Source organism: Streptomyces sp. NPDC045955 (genome assembly GCF_056430805.1).
Map to the genome: position 1 here is coordinate 69,303 of NZ_JBWKKY010000010.1, position 24,508 is coordinate 93,810.

The window sequence follows — 24,508 nt, forward strand, 5'->3', positions numbered from 1 at the left end:
GTGCCGGAATTCGGTATCGAAGCGCTTCGACAACCTATGGACACGTACTCCCGCTGGAGCTACTGTCGAACCACCCTCACTCACTCATATCAGCAATGCGCATTGTCGAAGCGCTTCACAAAGCTTGGAGAGCGGATGGTCACCCTCGCCGAGGTCGCCCAGCACGCCGGAGTCTCGGCGAGCACGGTGAGCTATGTCCTCAGCGGCAAGCGGTCCATCTCCGCGAACACCCGGCAGCGGGTCGAGCGGAGCATCCGCGAGCTCGGGTACCACCCGAACGCCGGGGCCCGCGCCCTGGCCAGCAGCAGGTCGAACATCATCGCGCTGATGATCCCGCTGCGGACGGACATGTACGTGCCCGTGATGATGGAGATCGCCATCGCGGTGGCGACCGCCGCGCGGACGCACGGGTACGACGTGCTGCTGCTCACCGGTGAGGAGGGCCCGGACGCGGTGCGCCGCGTCGCCGGGAGCGGGCTCGCCGACGGGATGATCCTGATGGATGTCGAACTCGACGACGAGCGGCTGCCGTTGCTGCGCGCGACCGACCAGCCGTCCGTGCTGATCGGGCTGCCCGCCGATACCACCGGGCTGACCTGCGTCGACCTGGACTTCCGGGCGACGGGCGCGCTGTGCGTGGAGCACCTGGCGAAGCAGGGGCACCAGGACATCGCTGTCATCGGCGAGGCCCCGGCGGTCTACGAACGGCACACCGGTTTCGCCGAGCGCACCCTCGACGGGCTGCGGTCCCGTTCCCGGGAGCTGGGCGTGCGGCTGTTGCACCGGCCGTGCGAGGGCGGGTACGACGCGATGGCCGTGACGCTCGCCCGGATCCTCGACGAACGCCCGGGGACCACGGGGATCATCGTGCAGAACGAGTCGGCGGTCGAGCCGCTGCTCGCGCTGCTGCGGCAGCAGGGCCGGGCCGTGCCGGAGGACGTGTCAGTGGTGGCGATCTGCCCCGACCAGGTCGCGACGCAGGCCTCGGTGCGGCTCACGTCGGTCGCCATCCCCGCGCAGGAGATGGGCCGGCACGCCGTGGAACACCTGGTCGCCAAGTTCGAGGGACGCGGCAGCGACGAGGTCGTGCTGATCGCGCCCGAGCTGACGGTCCGGGGCAGCACGGGGCCGGCGCCCACCCGGCCGTAAGGCGCATCCCACCTCTTCTCCCGCCCACCTCCCGGGCACCCCCATGTCCGCCACCACTGCCTGAACCTCTTTGTCTGCACTCCCCCAGGAGCACAGGAGCCCGCCACGTGAATCAGCCTGCTGAAATCCAGCCCCAGGTGAGTCTGGCGCAGTCCTCCCCCACCGTCGGCACGTTCCGCGAGCGGGGCGGCGCGCTGGAGTGGAGCGGCCGCCAGGAGACCGTACGGATCGAGCCGTGGGGCCCGGACGCGGTCCGGGTGCGGGCCCGGCTCGGCGGCCCGGTGCTCGAAGGGCTTCCGGGTGCGCTCCTCGCCGAGGCCCCCGCGACCCCGTCCACGGTGAAGATCGAGGACGGGCGCGGGCATCTGACCGTCGGCACGCTCACCGTCGAGGTGAACGCCGAGGGCATGGTCCGCTTCCTGCGCACGGAGGACTCCGCCGAGCTGCTCGCCGAGGACCGCGCCCACTTCTGGTGGCCCGGCTCCCGCCTCTACACGGCCGTCGGCAACGGCCACCACCGCCTGGAGCAGCGCTTCGCCGCGTACGACGACGAGAAGCTGTACGGACTCGGGCAGCACCAGCACGGGCGCCTGGACCAAAAGGGCCTGGTCCTCGACCTGGTGCAGCGCAACGCCGAGGTCGGCATCCCGGTGCTGACCTCCAGCCGCGGTTACACCCTGCTGTGGAACAACCCGGCGATCGGCCGTGTGGAGCTGGCACACAACGGCACCCGGTGGGTCGCCGACTCGGCCCGGCAGATCGACTACTGGATCACGGCGGGCGACCCGGCCGCCGCCCAGCGCCGCTACAGCGCGGTGACCGGCCGGACGCCGATGCTGCCGGAGTGGGCGGCGGGCTTCTGGCAGTGCAAGCTGCGCTACCGCACCCAGGACGAACTCATGGCGGTGGCACGGGAGTACAAGCGCCGTGGCCTGCCGATCTCCGCGATCGTGTGCGACTTCTTCCACTGGACGCACCTCGGCGAGTGGAAGTTCGACCCGAAGGAGTGGCCGGACCCGACGGCCATGGTGCGCGAGCTGGAGGAGCTCGGCATCAAGCTGGTGGTGAGCGTCTGGCCGTCGGTGTCGCCGCTGAGCGAGAACCACCCGGTCATGGAGCAGCGCGGCTACTTCATCGGCACCCAGTACGGCCCGATGGCGCACGCCGACTGGCCCGACAAGGAGGTCGCCTCCACGGTCCAGGTGGCCTTCTACGACGCCACCAACCCCGAGGCCCGGGAGTTCGTGTGGTCGAAGGTGAAGGAGAACTACCTCGACCCGTACGGCATCACGGCGTTCTGGCTGGACGCCTGCGAGCCGGAGCTGAAGCCGGGCTTCCAGGAGAACCTGCGCTACTGGGCGGGTCCGGGCCTGGAGGTCGGCAACATCTACCCGGCCGAGAACGCCCGCACGTTCTACGAGGGCCTCGTCGCCACCGGCGAGGAGGAGGTCGTCAGCCTCAACCGCTCGGCCTGGGCGGGCAGTCAGCGCTACGGCGCCGCCCTGTGGTCCGGGGACATCGGCACCGACTTCCCGACCCTGCGCCGCCAGATCGCGGCCGGCCTCAACACCGCGCTGTCGGGCATCCCGTGGTGGAACACCGACATCGGCGGCTTCCACGGCGGCGACCCGGACGACCCGGCGTACCGGGAGGTGATGGTCCGCTGGTTCCAGTTCGGCGCGCTGTCCCCGCTGATGCGTCTGCACGGCTTCCGCGACCCGGGCATGCCGCTGGGCCCTGCGATGACCGGCGGCCCGAACGAGGTGTGGTCGTACGGCGAGGAGGCCGGGGCCGTCCTGGAGAAGTACCTGCGGCTGCGCGAGCGGCTGAAGCCGTACGTGCTGCGGGTCATGCGGGAGGCGCACGAGGAGGGCCTGCCGGTGATGCGGCCGCTGTTCCTGGAGTTCCCGGACGACCAGGCCACCTGGTCGGTCGACGACTCCTACCTCTTCGGCCCGGACCTGCTGGTCGCCCCGGTGCTCACTGCCGGGGCCACCGCCCGCACCGCGTACCTCCCGGCGGGGGCCACCTGGACGGACGCGTGGACGGGTGAGACGTACGAGGGCGGTCGGGCCGTGACGGTCGACGCCCCGCTGGACCGCATCCCGCTGTTTCTGCGGGACGGGGCGCGGCTGCCCGTAGCGGAGTAGCCGCGTCAGCGGGAGGGGTGACCGGTTCGATGGAGGTCTTCCGGCCACCCTTCCGCCTGTTCGGCCAACTTCCGCCCCCTGCAGGCGCGTTCGAGACGATAAGTTCCCTGCGTGTCCACGTCTCCGCTCGCCCTCGTGCTGGCGAATCTGTTGCTGCGGCCGGGCTTCGCCTCCCGCCGTGACCCGGACCGGATCTTCGACCGCATCCTGGTGGAGGCCGGTGAGGCGCCGGGAGACCGGGAGTTCGTCGACGGCTTCCGGTCGCTGCTGGGGTGGTGGGCGAAGGCCGGGAACCTCACCCCGGTCGGCTGGCAGTCGGCGCAGGTGCACGTGCGCCGGCACCTCACCAACCGGGCCCGCGTCCTGCGGCTGATCGCCGAGCACCCGGAAATCGAGCGGGAGCCCATCGAGAAGCCGGTGTTCGTCGTGGGGCTGCCGCGTACCGCCACCACGGTCAGGCACTCGGTGCTGGCGATCTCGGACGAGCACCGGTGTCCCCTGCTGTGGGAACTGCTCGGGCCGGACCTCAAGTTGCCGCCCCGGCAGCGGGGCAGGGCGATCACCGCCGGGCGCCGGCTGGTGCGGGGCACGGACCTCTTCGCACCGCGTTTCCGCGACATCCACGCGATGGCCGCCGAGGGCCCCGAGGAGTGCACGTTCGCGCTCCCGCACGCCCTGATGCCGTTCTCCCAGGCCCGTATCCCGGAGTACCTGGACTGGCACTGCGAGCGGGACTTCGTCGCCGACTACCGGTATCTCAAGCAGGTCTACCAGGTGCTCCAGTACGGCCGTCCGCGGCGGCGCTGGGTGCTGAAGTCCCCCATGCACCTGGAGAACCTGGACGCGCTGCGCAGGGTGTTCCCCGACGCCACGATCGTGTGGTGCCACCGCGACCCGGTCACCGTCGTGGCGTCGTTCTGCTCGCTGATCGAGCACGGCATGGCCGTCAGCACCCGCCCGCTCGACCTGTCCGGCATCGGCGCCACCTGGCTGGGCCTGCTCAGCCGCGCCATGACGCGCGGCCTCGCGGCCAGGGCCGCGATCCCCGCGGAGCAGTTGGTGGACGCCCCGTACTCGTGGCTCGGCTCCGACCCCGCCACCGGCGCCCCGAAGCTGTACGCGGCCGTCGGCGCCCCCTGGACCGAGACCGACGCGGCCCGGCTCCCCGCTGCCGTCGCCCGCCCCAAGGGCACTCGCACACACACCTATGACCTGTCCCGCTACGGACTGAGCCGCGCCCAGGTCGAATCGGCGTTCGTGGACTACAACGCGCTGCGGGCCGAGGTCGACCGCGCCTGAACGGCACGGCCGGCCCCGGCCCCGGGAGGCGTCAGCTGCTGCTGACCGTCAGGTTGTTCGTGGTGAAGTTGAGGCCGCCGGACGACGAGGTGACCTCGTAGCCGAACTGGACGTCACCGATGGTCTCGTTGCCCATCCAGCGCTTCGTATCCTTGATCCACTTCAGGATCGGCAGGATGTTGACGGTGCCGGAGTTGGAGTCGGACGTCCGCAGGAACGAGAAGACCTCGTTGCTTCCGTTGCTGCCCTTGTAGACGTTCCAGGTGTGGCCGCCGAGGGTGACGGAGCCCTGAGAGGTGCCGATCGGGCCGACCGCTCCGTTGTAGTTCACCCAGAGCATGATCTCGTAGTCGTAGTCCGTGTCCCAGACGTCGTACGACGAGTTGTACGCGCCGGACGACGGGACGGAGACGTTGTAGCTGCTGGAGAGGGAGCGCAGCGAGTCGATCGACTTGTTGATCACCTTCTTGGAGTTCGGGTACGACTTGATGCCGCCGGTGTTGGGGTGGTCGGCCCAGACACCCCAGTTGGTGCCGGAGTTCGCCCAGATGCACTGGCTGCCGGCGCCCGAGCCCCAGATGTTGTTGTAGAGCGTGTAGCCGTTCAGGCTCGTGTTGCCCCACTGGTCGCAGGAGTTCCAGACGGCTGCGGAGGCGGGGGCGGAGGCGAGGCCTATGGTGGCGCCGAGCGCCAGGGCGGGGGCGAGCAGGGCCTTGGTGACCCTGCTCAAGATGCGTGATGCCATGGTGTCCCTTCCATGGGGTGGGGGGATGGGGGAACTACCACTCCCTCAGGGCGAGGGTGTGGTCTTCTCCGGCGACCAGGTGGAGGGATTCCGTGCCGGAGGAAGTCCGCAGTTCGACGCGGTGGGTGCGGTCCGGCCGGATGACGGCGGCCGCGCCGTCCGGGGACCAGGTGAGGTCGATCTCGGCCCCGAACCGGGTGCGCACACCGCGCAGGGCGCCGCTGGGGTACGCCGCCGGCAGCGCGGGCAGCAGCACCAGCCGGTCGGGGGTCGACTGCACGAGCATCTCGATCAGCACGGCGGGCAGGGTGTGCGCGGCGTCGGCGTTGTAGACGTGCCGGTTCGGATAGTGGGCGCTCATCAGGGAGGCGTGGAAGAAGTCGCCGTCCAGGACCTGGCCGAGGGCGTGGGCGACGCGGTCGCCGTCCCTGAGCCGGGCCGCGATGAGCGCGTGGTGCAGGTGTCCGTGCGCGGAGTCGTTCTCGGCGCCGCGCAGTTCCAGGGCGCGGTGCGCGGCGGCCGCCAGCTCGGGGGTGTCGTAGGGGGTGATCTCGTCGAGCGGCCAGACGCCGTAGAGGTGGCTGAGGTGGCGGTGGTCGTAGGAGTCCTCCAGGCCCGGCCAGGCCCATTCGGCCAGGGCTCCGTCGGCGTTGATCCGGTGCGGGGGGAGCCGGTCGGCGAGGGCGCGCCAGCGGTCGGCGTCGGGGCCCGGGTGGTAGGCGGCGGCCGTCAGCAGGGCGTGCCGGGCGGCGGAGAGGTCCATGGCCGCGTTGAGGGTGCCCCAGCTCGCGCCTGCGGGCCGGTTCTCCGGAGAGTAGGAGGGGACGACGACGAGCCGGCCGTCCTCGTCCGTGCGGGTGAGGAAGTCCTCGTAGAACACGGCGACTTCGGCGAGCGCGGCGGCGGTGCGCGGATCGCGGGTGCCGTGGGTCTCGTCGTGGTCGACGAGCGGTTTGAGCAGCCAGTCGGCGCCGGCGGTCCACAGGTGCAGCGGGTATTCGCGGCTGAAGTGGTACGAGTGGCCGGACTCGCCGTCGGTGTGGGCGGGGGCGACGGCGCCCCGGGCGCCGAAGACCGCGCGGGCGTTGTCGCGCCAGTCGGGCAGCTGACGGTGAATCAGGTTCGCGTGGGCCTCCGTGACCTCGGGGAGGGCAGCGGCGGCCGCCGAGGCGGTCTGGAGATTGAGGTTGGCGTCGTTGGTGAACGCGCCCGACCAGGCCGTGTTCCAGTCGCCGGTCCACAGTCCGGTCAGGCGGGGCGGGAAGAGGCCGCTGGCGGACAGCAGGTGGTAGCGGCCGGCCGCGAACAGGCGCTCCAGCAGGGCGGCACTGCGGGGCCGCTTCAGCAACTCGGATCCCGGCAGCGCCCGTTCGGCGGGGTCGGCGGCCAGGTCGAGGGTGACGCGCTCGTAGGCGGTGCGGTGCAGGGCCGTATGGCGGTCGAGGAGTTCGTCGTACCCGGTGGGCAGGTCCCGCAGAGCACGCCCCTGGGCGACCACGTCCAGTTCGCCGGTGTGCCGGTGCACCCGGGTGAGGAGCAGCACGGACCGGGCTCCCTCGATGTGTACGCCGGGGGGCGTGAGGGTGGTCGTGCCGCCGGTGACGGTGAGCAGGGTGACGCCGGTGCAGGCCAGGTCGCTGTCCGGGTAGCGGGCGCGCAGGCTCAGCAGGGCGCCCTCGGTGGTGAGGACGGCTCCGTGGCCGACGCCCAGTCCGACGGGGGCGCCGGGCAGGCGGTGGTCCAGGTCGATGTCGAGGGTGAGGCCGGGCCCGCTGACCTGCTGGACGAGCACGTCGTCGGCGCGGGAGACGAAGACACGGCCGGCCCGGCCGGCACAGGTCGTGCTCACCACGCCGGTGGCGAAGTCGACCTCGCGCCGGTAGTCGGGGCTCTCGCCGTGCGGGTGGCGCAGCCGGATCTGGAAGGCGGGGTGGAAGGGCTGCGCCCACTGGAGCGGCCTGCCGTCGGTGAAGCTCTCGGCCGCGGTCGTGTCGCCCGCCAGGAGGCGGTCCTGGAGGGCGGGGAGGCCGTCGGCGAGCTGCGGGGGCCGGGAGTCCCTGCCGTTGGGCCGGACCAGGGTGTGGTGGGTGACGACGACCCGCTCGTCGTTCGGGTCACCGGACACAAGGGCACCGTGGTGGCCGTTGCCGCTCAGGAAGCCGTCCTCCCAGCGAGCGGCCGGGTGCGGCTCCCACGTGCCGTGGACGGGTGCGGAGTCGGTCATGGCCGCAGCACCGCCGCCCCGTAGCGGCCGAGGGTGACCCGGTCGGTGACGGCCGTCTCCGTCAGCAGGTCGTGGTGGGTGCCGGGGACCTCGACGGTCACCGGCTCACGGCCGTGGTTGAGCAGAAACAGGATCTCGCCCCGCAGGACGGCCTCGACCTGCTCGGGGAGCCCGTCGAGCACCGGCCGGACGCCCGCGTCGCCCGCGATCCGGGCCAGCAGCTCGCGCAGGGCATCGGGCTCGGGGAGCGTGGAGACGTACCAGGCCCGGCCCTTGCGCAGTACGGCGGGCATGCCGTCCAGTTCGCCGCCCTTGTAGCAGGTCGTGTGGTCAGGGTCGGCGGGCTCGATCTCCTCGGACCACAGCGTGCCCCGGAAGCCCTCGCACGCGACGGTCTCGTCCGTGTCCAGCGGCCACCACTCGTGCAGGGTGCGGATGCCGAACAGCTCCCGCAGCCGGGCGTCCATGCCGCCGGGGCGCACCCGGTCGTCCTCGTCGGCGACACCGGTCAGGAAGCCGCAGACGAGGGTGCCGCCGCCGCGGACGTAGGCGAGGAGGTTGGTGATCGCCGCGTCGGTGAGCGCGTACAGCTGGGGCACGACGACCACCGAGTACGGCGTCAGACCGTGCTCGGGGTGGGCGAAGTCGCAGGTGAGGTGCGCCTGCCAGAGGGCCCGGTGCCAGGCGCGCAGGACGTCCGGGTACTCCACCCGGCTGGACAGGCGGCCGTCATGAACGCCCGCCCACCAGGCGTTCCAGTCGTGCAGGACGGCGACGTTCGCGGTGAGGTGCCGGCCGGTCACCTGCGGGGCGATCCTCGCCAGGTCCGCGCCGAGCTGCTTGACCTCCTGGTACGTACGGCCTTCCTCCCCCGCGTGGCTGACCATGCCGGAGTGGAACTTCTCCGCGCCCTGCCGGGACTGCCGCCACTGGAAGAAGCAGACGGCGTCGGCGCCCCGGGCCACGGCCTGGAGGGACCACAGCCGGTTGAGGCCGCGCGGCTTGGGGTGGTTCACGCCTCGCCAGCTGACCGGCCCGGCCGCCTGCTCCATGAGCATCCAGGGCCCGCGTGCCTGGGAGCGGGTCATGTCCTGGACGAGCGCGCCGTTCTGGGCGCCGAGCGGGTCGCGCGGGTCGGGGTAGATGTCGACCGATACGACGTCCTCCTCCGCCGCCCAGCGCCACGCGTCCTGCCCGATCCACAGCGGCATGAAGTTGCTGGTCACCGGGATGTGCGGGGTGTGCCGCCGGACGATGTCCCGCTCGGCGGTGTAACACTCCAGGAGCATGTCGGAGGTGAAGCGCCAAAAGTCCAGGACCTGGCCGGGGTTGCGCATGTAGTGGGGCAGGCGGGGCGGCAGGATGCCGTCCCAGCAGTCGTAGCCCTGGCTCCAGAAGGCGGTGCCCCAGGCCTCGTTGAGGGCGCCGAGGGTGCCGTACTTCGTGCGCAGCCAGCGGCGGAAGGCGGCGGCGGCCTCGTCGCCGTGGTCGACGGTGCAGTACTCGTTGTTGATGTGCCACATCGTCAGGGCCGGGTGGCCGCCGTAGCGGGCGGCCAGGTCCTCGGTGATGGCGGCGGCGTAGCGCCGGTAGGTGGCGCTGGAGTGCGAGAAGTGCTGCCGGCCGCCCCACCACTCGGTGCGGCCGTCCTCGGTGACGGGCAGGGTGTCGGGGTGCAGCCGGCCCATCCAGGGCGGGGGCGAGGCGGTGGGGGTGGCGAGGACGACCCCGATGCCGTTCTCGTGCATCAGGTCCATCAGCGTGTCCAGCCAGCCGAACTTCCGTGCGCCCGGCTCCGGTTCGAGCTTCGACCAGGAGAACACCCCGAGGGTGACGGAGTTGACGCCGGCGGCCTTCATCAGCCGGACGTCCTCGTGCCAGGTCTCCTGGGGCCACTGCTCCGGGTTGTAGTCGCCGCCGAACAGGAGACGGCCTCGGGTCGCGTCGCTCAACTCGGGCATCAGGCGGGCTCCCCGTACTGCACGCCGCGCCCGTTGGTGGCGATGTAGACCCGGCCGTAGACGCGCGGATCCCCGGCGATGGCCGCGCCGATCCAGCCCCACTGGTGCTGGTCGTCGTTGACCCGGGTCCAGCTCTTCGCCTCGTCGTCGGAGCGGTACACGCCGGTGATGCCCTCGGTGGAGCCGACCATGTAGAGCGCCGGGTAGGAGGCGCCCTGGGCGGCCTTGCCGAAACCGAGCGTGTACGACGCCCGGCAGCTGCCGACCCTGGTGAAGCTCGCGCCGCCGTCGGTGGAGCGGTACAGCCCGTTCCCCTTCAGGCTCAGCCACAGGTCCCCGGAGCGGCCCGGCGCCACGGCCAGCTGGAACTCGGTGTCGCCCGCGTCCAGACCGGTGGCCCGCGCGGTGAAGGTCCGGCCGCTGTCGGTGCTGGCGAACAGCGTGCCGGTGGTGGTGTCGAAGGCGTAGAAGCGGGACGGTTCGACCGGGTCCGCGACGGGGACGGCGCCCTTCGGGAAGGAGGCCACCTCGGACCAGGTGCCGCCGTTGTCCACCGAGCGATACCCCGGGTTGCCCGCACCGAAGGACCACAGCAGCACGCTGCCGTCGGCGTTGGTGGCGATCGGGCCCGGCGCGGACTTGGCCACCTCCGGCTGGGTCTCGAAGGGGGCCCAGGTCTTGCCGCCGTCGGTGGACCAGGCGCCGTTGCCGTGGTCGCCCCACCCGGCCCGCACGACGTACGCCGGCCTGGCCGCGGCCAGCGCGAGCCCCGTGGCCGTGCCGAACACCGGGTTCGACGCCATGCCGCGCGAGGGGGACGCCGTGAGCCGCTCGTGGTACATCACGCCGATGTCCCCGGACCCGCTGATCAGGTGCGCCTCCCCGGCCGGAGGGGAGATCAGCTGGCGGATGGACGCCTCCTCCAGACCGCGGATCTGCGGGGTCCAGTGCGTGAGGTCGCGGGTGCCGTAGAGGGTCGCGCCGGTGCCGAAGACGATGTGCCCGGAGTCGAACGGGTCGAGGCCGACGGCCTGGATCCACCAGCCGAACTTGGGCTCGGCGGCACCCCACTTGAGATACGGGGTCTCGGAGACGTCGAGGACGGCCTTGTCCTTCAGGGACGTCCAGGTGCGGCCGCCGTCGGTGGTCCGGTACAGGGTGTCGACCAGCGACCAGCGGTTGTTGGTGGAGACGACGACGGTTCCGGGGCGACGGGCGTCGACGGCACAGCCGCCGTAGCCGAAGGAGTCGGTCCCGCCGTCGCTCGTCGCCCCGCCGGGCTTCACGGGCGTGACCTCGGTCCACTTCCCGGTGGTCGTGCGCAGCTTGTGCACGCTGCCGTCCGACTGGCCGTTGGGGCCGGGCGCGTTGGCGTACGTCACGTACAGCTCGTGCGTGTGCCGGTCGTACGCGGCCCGGACCGGGACCTTGGCGGCGGTGCCCTTGGGCTGCCCGGGGACGGCTTCCCAGGTCGTGCCGTCGGCGGTTCGGTAGAGGTTCGCGGAGGTGCCGTCGGAGTCGCCCCAGCCGGCGTAGACGCTGCGGCCGGCGGCGACGAGGAGGGTGACGCCCTGGCCGGTGGCGCTCGGCGCGGCCGGGAAGCTCGCGGCCTTCCAGGTGGCGCCCCGGTCGGTCGACTTGAGCAGCCCGTCGTGCCGGGTGCCGAGCCACAGCGTGTCGCAGTCGCGCGGGTCGACGAGCAGCCGCTCCCCGCAGCCACGCCCGTCCTCGTTGGCGCCCAGCTTCACGGTGAGGTCGGTGCGCTTCCAGGTGGCCCCCCGGTCCTCGGACCGCAGCACGGCCCCGTTGCCCGCCCAGGACTGCGCGTACGTGCCGAGAGCGAGGTACAGCCGGTTCGGATGGGCCGGGTCGACGGCCATGGCCTCCACACCGAGCAGGTTCCAGTCGTCCCAGCCGAGGTGGTCGGTCAGCGGGATCCACCGGTCCGTCCGGTCGTCCCAGCGGTAGGCGCCGCCGATGTCGGTCCGGGCGTAGGCGAGACCGCGGACGGATGGGTGGAACAGCACCCCGGTGATGAAGCCGGTACCGCCCTGGGCGGCGTTGCGCCAGCGGTATCCGGCATCCGCGGGGGCGGCGGCCTGCGCACGCCCCTGGACCATCGGAAGGGAGACGGCCGCGGCGGCGGCAGCGGTCCCGGCGAGAACGGCACGTCTGCTGAGGCTGGACGCATGCATGACACATACCTCGTCGTTCTGAAAGGAGGGGGGAAGCGCCGCGAAAGGGGCGCGGGGAACTGCGCGAACAGCGACGACCTGGCCGCCGCCGCGGAACAACCGGAGCACCCCACCGAGTGGGCGTCGCTCAGCCCTTGACGGCCCCGGTGAGCATGCCCTTCTTGAAGTGCTTCTGGACGAAGGGGGACAGCACGGCGACGGGAAGCAGCGCCATGACCATCACCGCCATCTGGATGGAGAGGGCCGAAATCTGGCCGGTGTTGATCTGCGCGGCGAGCCCGACCGGGCGCTCCTGCTTCTGCACGAGCTGGATCATGACGTTCTGCAGCGGCATCATGTCCTGGTCGGTGAGGTAGATGGAGGCGTTGAACCAGGCGCTCCAGTAGCCCACCGCGTAGAACAGGGAGATCACCGCGATCACGGCACGCGAGAGCGGCATGACGATCTGCCACAGGATCCGGAAGTCCCCGGCACCGTCGATCCGTGCGCTGTCGGTGAGTTCCTGCGAGATGTTCATGAAGAACGCCCTCAGGACCAGGATGTTGAAGACGCTGACCGCGCTGGGCAGGATCAGCGCCAGATAGGTGTCGGTCAGCCCGAGCGCCTGCACCAGCAGGTAGGTCGGGATCAGCCCGGCGCCGAAGAACATCGTCGCGAGCAAGGTCATCAGGATCCAGCGGTGGCCGAGCGAGCCGGAGCGCGAGAGCCCGTAGGCGCACAGCACCGACACCGTCATGCTGAACAGCGTGCCGACGAGGGTGACGCCGAGGCTGACAAGCGCCGCGCGCTGGACCTGGCCACCGCTGAGCAGTTCCTGGTAGGCGATGAAGGTGATGTCCTTGGGGATCACCACCAGCCCGCCGGCCGCGTCGATGGTCTTCTTCGATGACAGGCTGGTGACGATCACGATCCACAGGGGGAACAGGATCGCGAAGCAGGCGAAGGCGAGGACGATGCCCTTGGCCGCGAGTCCGGCCTTGGCGGGCTCCTCCTCCCAGGACGGGCGGGGCGGGGCGGCCCAGGGACTGGGCTTCTTGGCCACCTCGGTCAGCGACGGCCGGTCGACGACTGTGCTCACTTCTTGTACACCCCCTGCTCGCCCATGAGGTGGGCGACCTTGTTCGCCACCAGGACGAGGGTCAGGCCGACGATGCCCTTGATCAGTCCGGCGGCGGCCGCGTAACTGAAGTCCTGGTTACGGATGCCGTTCCACCACACGTACGTGTCGAGCACGTCCGACGCCTCCGGCCCGACCGCGTCGCGTTGCAGCAGCAGCTGCTCGAAGCCGACGGTGAGGGCGTCGCCGACCCGCAGGACCAGCAGCAGGGCGATGACCGGCCGCAGCGCGGGAAGCGTGATGTGCCACATGCGGCGCCAGCGCCCGGCACCGTCCATCGCGGAGGCTTCGTACAGATCGTTGCTGACGGAGGAGAGGGCCGCGAGGAAGACGATGACGCCCCAGCCCGCGTCCTTCCAGATGCCCTCGACCGTGACCAGGTACTTGAAGATCTCCGGGTCGGTCATGATGTCGAACCCGCCACGCCCGTGATCGCGCAGGGTCTGCGCGATGATGCCCGCGCCGCCGAAGATCTGCTGGAAGACCGTGACCACCAGGACCCACGAGAAGAAGTGGGGGAGGTACAGGACCGCCTGGGCGACAGCCCGGACCCGGGGCCTGATCACGCTGTTGATGAGCAGCGCGAGCAGGATCGGCACCGGGAAGAAGAGCACGAGCTGGAGGAAGAACAGCACGAAGGTGTTCTGCACCGCGTGCCAGAACTCGGAGTCGGAGAAGACCCGTTCGAACTGCTCCAGGCCGACCCATGGACTCTCGAACATGGCGACGAAGCCGTTTTCGCTGAGGTACGGGTCGTAGTCCTGGAAGGCGACGACGTTGCCGAGGATCGGCACGTAGTTGAAGACGAGCACCAGCAGCACGGCCGGTACGGTCATCAGGACGAGCGTCCGGTCACGCCGGAAGCGGATCCGCAGGCTCAGCTTTCCCGCGCCTCTCCCTTTGCGCTTCCCGGCCGGCCGGCCCCGCCCGGAGGACCCCTCCGCCTTCGTCGTACCGTCCGTCGTGTGCGCCTCGGCCCTGCTCCGAGGCACCGTGCTGTGGGACACGGCCTTCTCCTTGCCTCAGCCCCGGGTCACTTCGCCGAACCGGTGTCGTCGAGCAGCTTCCTGTACCAGGCCCGCAGGTCGTCGCCGCCCTGCTTCTTCCAGTCGGAGACCGCCTGCTGCATGTCGCTGATCTTCTTGCGCCCGCGCACGACGTCGTCCTCGAGCTGCTCGAAGTCGTCGGCCAGATTGGTCCACCGGTTGGGCTCGGTGATGGTCATGCCCTGGAAGGAGGACTTCTTGGTGAAGGCACCCATCCGCTGCTGCCACTCGACCTGCTGCTTGGCTATCTCGGGCAGGTCCGGGTGGGCGATGTAGGCGGCCGGGTCGCCGGTGTAGTCGAAGGCGCCGTTGACCTCGTTGACACCCCTGGTCGTCTTCGTCGGCACCCCGTCCTTCACCGTGTAGTCGGTGCCCTCGACGCCGTAGACGGTGAGCATGTACTCCTTGGTGCCGTACGGCGAGGCACAGTAGTTGGCCAGGGCGAGGAAGTCCTGGACGACCTGCTTGGACGCCTTCTTGTTGACGAAGGTGAAGATGTTCGCGGGCTGGACCGCCCACAAGGTCGGGTCACCACCGTCGTGACCGAAGATGTCCATCACACCCATGTCGAAGTCCTTGTTCTGGGTGCGCTGTTCGGCCGTCTTGCCCCACAGGGCGGAGAGGTCGTCGTTGTAGACGAGGGACTGGCCGGCCGTGAACCGGTTGCCCGCGACGCCCTGGTTGGCCGCCTTGGCATCGGGGTGGACCACGCCGGCCGCGTAGAGCTTGCGGGTCCACTCCAGGGCTTCGAGATACGCCTCGGTCTCGATCCGGTTGATCAGCTTGTCGCCCTCGAGGTTCCACCACAGCGCCTTGTCGGCCCCGCTCAGCACGCCGAACACACTGAACGAGAGCCACTTCATGTCGTCGCAGGCCCACACCTTCGCCTTGGCGTTGGTGGCCTCCTTCGCCCAGGCCAGGAACTCGTCCGCCGACGTGGGGAGCGTGTAGCCCTCCTTGTCGAAGACGTCCTTGCGGTAGAAGGGGGCGATGTTCACGACGGGCGAGGCGGGCATCGGGATCGCGCGCAGCTGACCGCCGAAGATGGAGCGCTGCCAGGCGTCGGTGGGGACGGCCGCGAGGTTCGGGTAGTCCTTGACCTTGTCGCCGGAGAGGTACTCTCCGAGGTCCGCGAACTTGGCGTTGATGGCGCTCGGTATCTTGCCGTTCAGGTTCCAGCCAGGGACGACCACCACGTCCGGGATGTCACTGGAGGCGAGAATGGCGCCCAGCTTCTCGTCGTAGGTGTTGCCGTCCTGGTTCTGCCAGCTGACCTCGACCCCGATGGCCTCGTTCATGGCCTTGTAGTACGGGTTGTTGTTCGACGGGGGCGTGCCCCAGAACGGGGCCATGATCTTGATCTTGCTGCCCTTGCCGAGCTTCTCCGGCACCGCGGTCTTGAGGGTGCTGAGGTCCAGCGGCCGGGTGAAACCCGCGGCCGAGCCGTTCTTCGAGGGGATGTCGGGGCTGACGACGTTCCGCGCCACGAACGCCGGAAGGAGCTTCTTGGCGTCCTTCCCGGAGGTGGTTCCCTCCTTGCGCCCTTCTTGCGACCCCCCGCAGGCGGCGAGCAGCGGCATCCCACCGGACACCGCTGCGGTGGCGACCGCCGTGGAGGCGAGGAAACTTCTCCGGCTCGGTCCGGAGGAGGCGGAGGCGGCGTTCGGCGTCATTGCGTCAACCCTTCATGGCGCACCAGGACACCCGGCGGTGGGCCGTCGGCTGCGGTGTCTCGAGTGGAACTGGCTGAGCCGAAGCGAGCTTTCGACCCAGCAGGGGCCTTCTTAGTCGAAGCGCTTCGATGTTGCTGTGAGGTTAAGTGAACGTCCAGGGGTGCACAAGGGTCGTCCCCAAACTTCCTCGAAGGCGCGAGAGGGGATCGTTCCTCATGCGCGGCTTGAAGGGACGGCACCGGTCCCTTGACACCCGACCGGTCGTCGACCCAGCATCGAAGCGCTTCGAAAGGGCCTTGCCGCTCCACCGCAAAGGGAATCCCACGTGACCGCACCCACGCCGCCCAGTCCGCCGTTCCGCGATCCGCGCCTGCCGTTCGCGAAGCGGATCGACGACCTCCTGTCGCGGCTCACGCCGGCGGAGAAGATCGCCTTCCTGCACCAGTTCGCGCCCGCCGTCGAACGGCTCGGCATCGCCGCCTTCCGCACCGGCCAGGAGGCGCTGCACGGCGTGGCGTGGATGGGCCCGGCGACGGTCTTCCCGCAGGCGGTCGGCCTCGGCGCCACCTGGAACCCGGAGCTGGTGCGGCGCGTCGGCGACGCGGTGTCCAAGGAGGTCCGCGCGATGCGCGCCAAGGACGACCGGGTCGGCCTCAACGTCTGGGCCCCGACGGTCAACCTGCTGCGCCACCCCCTGTGGGGCCGCAACGAGGAGGGGTACTCGGAGGACCCGAAGCTCACCTCGGCGATCGCCACCGCCTACACGCACGGCCTGCGCGGCGACCACCCGACCTACTGGCGCACCGCGCCCGTGCTGAAGCACTGGCTCGCCCACAACAACGAGACGGACCGCTCCACGACGTCGAGTTCCGTACGCCCGCGCGTGCTGCACGAGTACGACCTGAAGGCCTTCCGCGAGACCGTCGAGGCGGGCGCGGTGGCCGGGGTGATGCCGGCGTACAACCTGGTCAACGGCCGGCCCAACCACGTCTCCCCCTACCTGAGCACGCATCTGCGCACCTGGACCGACGAGGACCTGCTGGTCTGCTCCGACGCGGGCGCGCCGAGCAACCTGGTCGACTCCGAGCACTACTTCGACACGCACGAGGAGGCGACGGCGGCCTCCCTCGTGGCGGGCGTCGACAGCTTCACGGACCACGGCACGGACTCCTCGCAGATGACCGGGCGCCTGCGCGGCGCCCTGGAGCGCGGGCTGCTGACCGAGGCCGACATCGACACCGCCGTCCGCCGGCAGCTCTCGGTCCGCTTCCGCCTCGGTGAGTTCGACCCGGAGTACGACCCGCACGGCGCCAGCGGCGAGTTCGACACCCCGGCGCACCGCGCGCTGGCGCAGGAGGCCGCCGAGCAGGCGATCGTGCTGCTCAAGAACGACGGGGTGCTGCCGCTCGCCCCGGACACCCGGGTCGCGGTGGTCGGCCTGCTCGCCGACGAGTGCAAGCTCGACTGGTACAGCGGCACGCTCCTTCACCGTTCGACCCCGCTGGAGGGCCTGTACGAGCGGTTCGGCGCGGAGCGGGTGGAGTTCGCCGAGGGCGTGGACCGGGTCCGGCTGAAGACCTCCGCCGGTGCCTTCCTGCACGTGCCGGTGGCCGAGGACGCCGCCGACGAGGTGCGCGGCGCCGAGGGCGCGCTCGACCCGGCGCTGCTCGCGGGCCGCACCGACCTGCCCCCGCTCACCACCGACGCGACCGGTACCGAGCTGGCGCTGGTCGACTGGGGCGAGGGCGTGCTGACCCTGCGCGCGCCCGACGGCCGCTACCTCTCGGTCGCCGACGACGGCCGCGTCCGTGCCTCCGCCGACCAGCCGGGGGGCTGGGTCGTCCAGGAGACCTTCCGACTGGAACCGCACAGGACCGGGCACCTCCTGAAGCACCTGGGAACGGGTCGCCACGTGTGTGTCTCCGCCGACGGCGTGAAGGTTGCCGACGGAGATCCCGAGGTGTTCGAGCTGGTCGTCGCCGAGCGCGGCGAGGAGGCGGTGACGCGGGCCGCCGCGGCGGCCGACGTGGTCGTGGTGGTGGCGGGCAACGACCCGCACATCAACGGCCGCGAGACCGAGGACCGTACGACCCTGCGGCTGCCCGGCCACCAGGAACGGCTGCTGCGGGCCGCCCGCGCGGCGAACCCGGCGACCGTACTGGCACTGGTCTGCGCCTACCCGTACGCGGTCGACCCCGCGGATCTCCCGGCCGTGCTGTGGACCGCGCACGGCGGCCAGGCGGCCGGCACCGCCCTGGCCCGGGTACTGGCCGGCGACGTCTCCCCCGCCGGCCGCCTCCCGCAGACCTGGTACGCCGACGACTCCGACCTGCCCGGCCTCCTCGACTACGACGTGATCGGGAGCCGGCAGACGTACCTGTACTTCGAGGGCACGCCCCTGTTCCCCTTCGGGCACGGCCTGTCGTACACCTCGTTCGCGTACGACGGCCTGACGGCCCGGGTGGCGGACGGGGCGGTGCACGTCTCCTTCACGGTCACCAACACCGGTGACGTCACGGCCGACGAGGTCGCCCAGCTCTACACCCGGGCCGCCGAGGCGTCCGTGCCGCGCCCCCGGCGCGAGCTGCTGGACCACCGCCGCGTCACCCTCGCCCCCGGTGCGACGGCCGCCCTGAGCTTCGAGGTCCCGCTGTCCGCCTTCGAGTTCTGGGACGTGGCCCAGGACCGGTGGCGTCTGGAGCCGGGCGCGTACGAACTGCTGGCCGGGGCCTCTTGCGAGGACGTCCGGCTGCGGACGACCGTCACGCTCGACGGCGAGCCCGCCACACCGCGCGCGGTCGTCGCGGGCGGGCTGGCCGCGGCAGGCTTCGACGAGCAGAGCGGCATCGAGATCGTCGACCGGACGAAGGTGTCGGGCGACGCGGTGACGCCGGCGGACGGGACGGCGGGCGAACTGGTCTACCGGGCCTGCGACTTCGGGTCCGGCGTCTTGGGGGTGACGGTGGCGGTGGCCGGTGAGGGCTCGGTCGAGCTGTCCCTCGACGGCGGCCCGGCGCTCGCGGTGCTGTCGACCGCCACGCCCACATCGGGCCCGTACGACTACGTCTCGCTCGGCGCGTCCGTCGACGCCACGGGCGTGCACGACGTGCACCTGAGACTGCGCGGCCCGCTGCGGCTCGCGCACGTCGGCTTCTCCGGTTGAGGGTCCGGAGCAGGCCGGCGCAGAGAAGGGGCCCGGCAACGGAAGGCATCGGTGCCGGGCCTCTTCGCCCAGCCTATATGAAAATGGTTCCCATGTGCCAGTGCCGGGGCGTCAGAGGGCGAGACCGGTGAGGACCATCACGCGCTCGTACGTGTAGTCCTCCATCGCGAACCGCACGCCCTCCCGGCCCACGCCGGACTGCTTGACGCCGCCGTACGGCATCTGGTCGGCGCGGTAGGAGGGCACGTCGCCGACGACGACGCCGCCGACCTCCAGGGCGCGGTGGGCCCGGAAGGCGGTCTGCAGGTCGTGGGTGAAGACGCCCGCCTGGAGGCCGTACTTCGAGTCGTTGACGGCGGCGAAGGCCTCGGCCTCGCCGTTGACCTTCTGCACGGTGAGGACCGGCCCGAAGACCTCCTCGCAGGAGAGGGTGACGTCGGCCGGCGCGTCGGCCAGCACGGTCGGCGCGTACGAGGCGCCGTCACGCTTGCCGCCGGTGAGCAGCGCGGCACCGGCGTCGACCGCCTCCTGGACCCACGCCTCCACGCGCTTGGCGGCGTCCTCGCTGACCAGCGGCCCGACGTCGGTCGCGTCGTCGCTCGGGTCGCCGGTGACCTGGGCCTCGACGGCGGCGACGATGCGCGGCAGCAGCCGGTCGTACACGGAGGCGTCCGCGATGACCCGCTGGACGGAGATGCAGGACTGGCCGCCCTGGTAGTTGGAGAAGGTGGCGATGCGGTTCGCCGCCCGGTCCAGGTCCTCGTCGCTCGCCCAGTCGGCGAGCACGACGGCCGCGCCGTTGCCGCCCAGTTCCAGGGTGCAGTGCTTGCGCGGCACCGAGTCCATGATCGCGTAGCCGACCTTCTCGGAGCCGGTGAAGGAGATCACGGGCAGGCGCTCGTCCCGCACCAGGGCGGGCATCTTGTCGTTGGCGACCGGCAGGACGCTCCAGGAGCCCGCCGGGAGCTCGGTCTCGGCGAGCAGCTCGCCGATGACCAGGCCGGACAGCGGGGTCGCCGGGGCCGGCTTCAGGATGATCGGCGCGCCGGCGGCGATGGCCGGGGCGACCTTGTGGGCGCAGAGGTTGAGCGGGAAGTTGAAGGGCGCGATACCGAGCACGACACCCTTCGGGAAGCGGCGGGTGAGGGCGAGCCGCCCCTGGCCGCCGAGGTCGGTGTCGAGCCGCTGGGCCTCGCCGCCGTTGAACCGCCGGGCCTCCTCGGCCGCGAACCGGAACACGGACACGGCCCGGCCGACCTCGCCGCGCGCCCACTTGAGCGGCTTGCCGTTCTCGGCGGAGATCAGCCGGGCGATCTCCTCGGTGCGCTCGGCGAGGCGCTTGCTGACGTGATCGAGGGCGGCGGCCCGCACGTGGGCCGGGGTGGCGGCGAACTCGTGCCGCACGGCGTACGCGGCGGCCACGGCCTCCTCGACCTGCGCGTCCGTCGGCACGCTCACCTTGCCGACGAGCCGCCCGTCCCACGGGGACGTGACGTCGAAGGTGTCCTCGCCGGTGGCCTCACGGCCGGCGAGCCAGAAGGCGTGGGTGGCTGCCACATTTTTCTTTGGCATGTGGGTTCCGGCCCTTCGGCGTTGGGGGTGGTCTGTGCTGCGGTTCCACGGTAGGGGCGGGATGGCCGAAGGTCGTTTGTCCGAGGCGTAGCAATAAGGGGCGGGGACACTACGATTTGGCTACTCGGAGCTGGTCGCCTTCAGGGCGAGCCAGAGCTCCATCCGCGCGTCGGCGTCGTCCAGGGAGCGGCCGAGGATCTCCTCGACCCGGCGCATGCGGTAGCGCAGGGTGTGGCGGTGGACGCCGAGGTCGGCCGCCGCCGCGTCCCACTGGCCGTGCCGGGACAGCCAGGCGCGCAGGGAGGCGACGAGGTCGCCGCGGCCCGTGGCGTCGTGCTCGTACAGCGGCCGCAGCATCCCGTCGGCGAAGGCCCGTACCGCGTCGTCCGCCAGCAGCGGCAGCACGGATCCGGCCGCCATCTGCTCGTGCTCCACGAGGACGCGCCCGCGCCGCCGCGCCACCGACAGCGCCTGCTCGGCCTGCTTGTAGGCGGCGGACGCGGCGATGGGCCCGGCCGGCGCCGACAGGCCCACGACCAGTTCGTCCTGCTCGCCGCCCGGCACCTTCTCCCGCACGCCGGCCCGGGCCGATTCCAGTGCTGTCGCGTACTCCCCGCAGGCCGCCGCGGCGGCACCGCCGTCCGCGGCCAGCACCACCAGCCGCTCCCCCTCCGGCACGACGAGGACGGCCTCGCCGGCCCGGGCCGCGGCGGACTCCATGACGTCGGCGAGCGCCGCGAGGGGGTCTTGGTCGGTGTCGGCGGCGGCGAGCGCGGCCGCGGAGGGCCGGTCGACGGCCGGGGCACCCGAGTGGGCCTCGGCACGGGCCAGCGCGGCCGAGGCCGACACCGGCACCCGTTCCGCGACGAGCATCCGGAACGGCGCGTCCAGCAGCCCGCCGTACAGGTCACCGGCGACCGCACGCGCGTGGTCCGGCTCCCCGGCCAGCAGCATGCGCAGCACCGCCGCGCCGACCCGCTGCTCGGCCGCCTGGAGGGACCGGGAGCGTTCCGTGGTGAGGGTGAGCAGGGCGATCGCCGAGTGGACGGCGTAGCGCTCGGCGGTGCCGGGGGCGGCGGCCGTGCCCACGGCGAGGGCCGCCCGGGGGCGCCGGCCCGTGCCGATGGTGTGCAGTTCCACCCGGTCCTCGTTCTCCGGTCCGCCGACCACCGACGAGGCGGGCGCGGGCCGGTCGCGCAGCCGCTGCACGTCGCCGGTGAGCCGCGTGGCCCGCCGCCCGGCCCACTCGGGTGCCGTGGCGACGACGGCGCCCGAGGCGTCGTAGAGCGCGGCCCAGCCGTCGACCTGCGCGGCGAGCGCTGACAGCAGCCCCTCGGGTCCGCCCGTCTGCGCCTGCCGGGTCAGCTCCCGCTGGGCGGCGAACCCGGCCGTGACGGCGCGGTACTGGTCGGCGGCGATCGCGGCGGACACGGCCTTGCTGATGGCGAGGAACGGCGTGCGGCGCGGCACCTCCAGCAGCGGCAGGCCCTCCTCCTCGGCCGCGTCGACCAGGGCCTTGGGGGTCTCCTCGTAGTTGACGCCGACGGCGAAGCCGAGCCCGACCACGCCGGCCCCGACCAGCCGCCGTACGTAGCGGCGCATGGCCTCCGGGTCCTCGGCGTCCAGTTTGAGGGCGGTGACCAGCAGCAGTTCCCCGCCCTCCATGTAGGGGACGGGGTCGGCGAGCTCGCTGACGTGCGCCCAGCGGACCGGCACGTCGAGGCGGTCTTCGCCCGCCCGCACGGTGAGTTTCAGCGCGGAGTGGTGGACGAGCGAGGCGAGCGTCGGGGGCATGAGGCCTTCAGGTCTGCGTCAGGGCTGTGTGATCGTTGTGCTCTTTTGGCCGTCACGTATGAACGACCTGTGACGATTCTGCCTCACCGTACGGTCCCCGCATACCGGCACGGCTGGAAGACGCCTACCAGCCCCGGCAGCCAGGTCAGCCGGTCAGCCCCGGAGATCCACGAGCAGCGGCGGCGCGTGCTCGCCCTTGACGTCGGTCAGCGACAGCACCGCGTGCCCGGCCGGCACCCCGTGCGCCAGCTCGGAGGCGGACCAGCGCTCCCGTTCGACCTGCCGCACGGTCACCGCCCGCGCGGTCGGGGCCTTGCCCGTGATGACCCTCCGCAGCATGTGCGCGGCCTTGCCCGCGGGCGTCTCCGCGATGATCTGCCGGTCGGTGACGTCCCGGGCCTCGGTCCACTCCTTCCCCCACACCTCGGCGAAGTCCTGCCCGTCCCACGGGGTGAGCCCCGACAGCGCCATCCGGCACCCGGTGGCCCCCAGCAGGGGCCCGCGCAGGGGCCGGGGTACGTCGTCCAGCGTCCGCAGGGTCAGCACGACACCGGCGTTGCCGGACCGCAGCCGCTGGATGCCGCGCACGGCCTCGGGCGTCACCACGCCGGTCGCGTCATCGAGCAGCAGACAGGCGAACAGCGACCGGTCCTCGCGTACGGCGACACTCGCCGTGAACTGCGCGAGCACCAGCCGCGCCAGCATCCGGGACGCGTCGGCGTGCCCGCGCTCGGGCAGGTCGATCCGCACGCGTACGGGATGGTCGAGGGCCTTGAGCGTGAAGGGCCGGGTGGCCCCCGAGGTGTCGAAGAAGGAGGCGAAGGCGGGCCGGTCCAGCAGGGCGACCCGATCCGCGAGCACCCCGCCGACATCACCCGGCTGCCCCATCTGCCGCTCCCGGGCGTCCAGTTCCCGCAACAGCGACTCCTGCCCGGCGTCCTGGAGCCCCTGCCGCAGCGCGGCCAGCGGCCCCGGCGCCCCGTCCAGCAACTGCCGCAGCTCCGGCACGGACGGAAAACGCCCGTGCACGGCCCGGAACGGCCCCAGCAACTGCGCGAGGACGGTCGTGGAACGCCGGCTGTCACTGCCCGGATGCGGATCGGCGAGGTCGCCGACGAGCGCCTCGGCGAGCACCGCCGCGGCCTCGTCCGGGTCGCCGGTCCCCCCGTACAGATCCAGGTCGTACTCGGACTCCTGGTTCCCGATCCGCACGACGACGTCATACGCGTCGGCCGGCCCGAGCCCGGCCCCCGCCGCCCCGACCACGACGACGGCGGCCCGCCCGGCGAGAGCGTGCAGACACAGCGACTCGGCGAGCGGCCGCACGACGGTGCCGGTCTTGCCGGAGCCGGCGGGGCCGACGGCCACGAGCGAGGTACCGAGCAGGTCGGGCCCGAGACCGAGCCCCGCGCCGCGGTAGGTGTAGGGGTTGCGGGCGTCGTCCACGGTGGTGCCGATCCGCACCTGGCCGGTGATCAGGTCGTGCCGGGCGAGCCGGGCGGGCAAGTCCCGCTCCCCGGAAGGGTGGAGGCAGGCGGCGGCGCCGTCCCGCAGGACCGTGGAGCTGAAGGTGGCGAGGCTGTGCCGTCCGGTGCGCACGCCCTGCCAGGCGCGGAGGATCCGGGCATGGTCGACGTCGCGCATGAGCCCGGAGCGGGCCTCGGCGGCGAGCCGCTCGGCGGCGTCGACGGCTCCTGCGGCGCGGAGCTCGTTCCACTGGGCCGGATCGTCCTGGTCGGCCGGCTGCCCCTGCGGGGGCTCAGGCCTGCGGAAACGGGGGACGACGAAGCGGCGCCACACCTCGCCCCAGCGGCCGAGCCGGGCCACGCCGACCATGATCGCCAGGGCGACGAGCAGCTCGTACCCCTGGTACACCACGAACGTGCCGGTCTCGCCGATGTCACTGTCGGCACCGCGCCAGGCGTCGGGAACGATCAGATCGAACGGCACCCACCACCAGTTGCCGAGGTAGCCGTTCTGGAGCAGCGACCAGACCAGCCATCCCACCAGGAAGGCGATCAGCGCCCCGCTCAGCAGCTGCCGCGTGGGGATCTCCTCCGGCTCCTGTGCCGGCCGCGGCCGATGCCCGAACCGCCATACGCCCGGCGGCGCCTCGGGCCGGGGCGTGCGCAGCCAGGTCAGGAAGGAGGACCCGTCCGGCACCGGGGGCACTCCCGGCGCCCGGGTCGGTCGGGGCGGCACGGTGAACCCCTCTGGCGGCACCTCCGGCGGCCCCGCCGGACGCGGCACCGGGTTCGCGTGCGTACCCCGCGCCTCCTGCGTCCCGTCGCTGTCCATCGCCCTTGCCCCCTGACCAGCCGCTCCGTCCACCATCAGCGAGCCAATCTAACGCCCTCCCCTGGGGAGTTCACCGCTTACACGGCCGGGGCGGGGGCACCAGCCCACCAGACCGCCATGTC

Annotated in this window: 14 protein-coding genes; 4 read left to right on the forward strand and 10 right to left on the reverse strand. The window is 71.8% G+C overall.

The window, feature by feature from the left end:
• Positions 1 to 135 precede the first annotated feature (135 nt).
• From AC07F0_RS21765 to AC07F0_RS21775, 3 genes are all read left to right on the forward strand, one after another.
• The gene (locus AC07F0_RS21765) at positions 136 to 1,149 is read left to right on the forward strand and encodes a LacI family DNA-binding transcriptional regulator (protein WP_436728758.1); all 1,014 of its coding nucleotides are present in this window, start codon (positions 136 to 138) and stop codon (positions 1,147 to 1,149) included.
• A 107-nt stretch (positions 1,150 to 1,256) separates the two neighbouring features.
• The gene (locus AC07F0_RS21770) at positions 1,257 to 3,299 is read left to right on the forward strand and encodes a glycoside hydrolase family 31 protein (protein WP_478981106.1); all 2,043 of its coding nucleotides are present in this window, start codon (positions 1,257 to 1,259) and stop codon (positions 3,297 to 3,299) included.
• 111 nt (positions 3,300 to 3,410) lie between these two features.
• The gene (locus AC07F0_RS21775; protein WP_478981108.1) at positions 3,411 to 4,598 is read left to right on the forward strand and encodes a sulfotransferase family protein; all 1,188 of its coding nucleotides are present in this window, start codon (positions 3,411 to 3,413) and stop codon (positions 4,596 to 4,598) included.
• 31 nt (positions 4,599 to 4,629) lie between these two features.
• Here the strand turns inward: AC07F0_RS21775 and AC07F0_RS21780 are convergent, their stop codons facing one another.
• The 7 genes from AC07F0_RS21780 to AC07F0_RS21810 all read right to left on the reverse strand — a co-directional run bounded on the left by AC07F0_RS21780 (position 4,630) and on the right by AC07F0_RS21810 (position 15,559).
• Positions 4,630 to 5,343 (reverse strand): glycoside hydrolase family 12 protein, encoded by a 714-nt coding sequence (locus AC07F0_RS21780; protein WP_478981110.1) that lies wholly within the window; start codon positions 5,341 to 5,343, stop codon positions 4,630 to 4,632.
• A gap of 34 nt (positions 5,344 to 5,377) precedes the next feature.
• On the reverse strand, positions 5,378 to 7,567 hold the full coding sequence (locus AC07F0_RS21785; RefSeq protein WP_478981112.1) for a glycosyl hydrolase family 95 catalytic domain-containing protein: 2,190 nt from the start codon (positions 7,565 to 7,567) through the stop codon (positions 5,378 to 5,380).
• Complete coding sequence (locus AC07F0_RS21790; protein WP_478981114.1) at positions 7,564 to 9,528, reverse strand: beta-galactosidase; 1,965 nt, start codon at positions 9,526 to 9,528, stop codon at positions 7,564 to 7,566. Before AC07F0_RS21790 ends, AC07F0_RS21785 begins: the two co-directional genes overlap by 4 nt.
• A complete protein-coding gene (locus AC07F0_RS21795) occupies positions 9,528 to 11,723 on the reverse strand; it encodes a WD40/YVTN/BNR-like repeat-containing protein (RefSeq protein WP_478981116.1) in 2,196 nt (731 codons plus the stop codon). The genes AC07F0_RS21790 and AC07F0_RS21795 overlap by 1 nt, the downstream gene beginning before the upstream one ends.
• Before the next feature lie 127 nt (positions 11,724 to 11,850).
• Positions 11,851 to 12,801, reverse strand: coding sequence for a carbohydrate ABC transporter permease (locus tag AC07F0_RS21800; protein WP_386637159.1), 951 nt, complete (start codon positions 12,799 to 12,801; stop codon positions 11,851 to 11,853).
• Positions 12,798 to 13,847, reverse strand: coding sequence for an ABC transporter permease (locus AC07F0_RS21805; protein WP_478981118.1), 1,050 nt, complete (start codon positions 13,845 to 13,847; stop codon positions 12,798 to 12,800). Before AC07F0_RS21805 ends, AC07F0_RS21800 begins: the two co-directional genes overlap by 4 nt.
• Positions 13,848 to 13,873: 26 nt before the next feature.
• Complete coding sequence (locus tag AC07F0_RS21810) at positions 13,874 to 15,559, reverse strand: extracellular solute-binding protein (RefSeq protein WP_478981120.1); 1,686 nt, start codon at positions 15,557 to 15,559, stop codon at positions 13,874 to 13,876.
• Between the two features lie 325 nt (positions 15,560 to 15,884).
• Between AC07F0_RS21810 and AC07F0_RS21815 the strand changes: the two genes are divergently transcribed.
• Entirely contained in the window at positions 15,885 to 18,722 is a 2,838-nt protein-coding gene (locus AC07F0_RS21815) for a glycoside hydrolase family 3 C-terminal domain-containing protein (protein ID WP_478981122.1), read from the forward strand.
• Positions 18,723 to 18,833: 111 nt separating this feature from the next.
• Here the strand turns inward: AC07F0_RS21815 and AC07F0_RS21820 are convergent, their stop codons facing one another.
• From AC07F0_RS21820 to AC07F0_RS21830, 3 genes are all read right to left on the reverse strand, one after another.
• Entirely contained in the window at positions 18,834 to 20,279 is a 1,446-nt protein-coding gene (locus tag AC07F0_RS21820) for an aldehyde dehydrogenase family protein (protein WP_478981124.1), read from the reverse strand.
• A 135-nt stretch (positions 20,280 to 20,414) separates the two neighbouring features.
• Positions 20,415 to 22,088, reverse strand: a complete 1,674-nt coding sequence (locus tag AC07F0_RS21825; RefSeq protein WP_478981126.1) for a PucR family transcriptional regulator — start codon at positions 22,086 to 22,088, stop codon at positions 20,415 to 20,417.
• Between the two features lie 153 nt (positions 22,089 to 22,241).
• Positions 22,242 to 24,386, reverse strand: coding sequence for an ATP-binding protein (locus AC07F0_RS21830; RefSeq protein WP_478981128.1), 2,145 nt, complete (start codon positions 24,384 to 24,386; stop codon positions 22,242 to 22,244).
• Positions 24,387 to 24,508: the final 122 nt, after the last annotated feature.

Coding starts and splice junctions, on each gene's coding strand:
- AC07F0_RS21765 (WP_436728758.1), top strand. CDS start 136: ATGGTCACCCTCGCCGAGGTCGCCCAGCACGCCGGAGTCTCGGCGAGC.
- AC07F0_RS21780 (WP_478981110.1), bottom strand. CDS start 5,343: ATGGCATCACGCATCTTGAGCAGGGTCACCAAGGCCCTGCTCGCCCCC.
- AC07F0_RS21785 (WP_478981112.1), bottom strand. CDS start 7,567: ATGACCGACTCCGCACCCGTCCACGGCACGTGGGAGCCGCACCCGGCC.
- AC07F0_RS21790 (WP_478981114.1), bottom strand. CDS start 9,528: ATGCCCGAGTTGAGCGACGCGACCCGAGGCCGTCTCCTGTTCGGCGGC.
- AC07F0_RS21795 (WP_478981116.1), bottom strand. CDS start 11,723: ATGCATGCGTCCAGCCTCAGCAGACGTGCCGTTCTCGCCGGGACCGCT.
- AC07F0_RS21810 (WP_478981120.1), bottom strand. CDS start 15,559: ATGACGCCGAACGCCGCCTCCGCCTCCTCCGGACCGAGCCGGAGAAGT.
- AC07F0_RS21825 (WP_478981126.1), bottom strand. CDS start 22,088: ATGCCCCCGACGCTCGCCTCGCTCGTCCACCACTCCGCGCTGAAACTC.
- AC07F0_RS21830 (WP_478981128.1), bottom strand. CDS start 24,386: ATGGACAGCGACGGGACGCAGGAGGCGCGGGGTACGCACGCGAACCCG.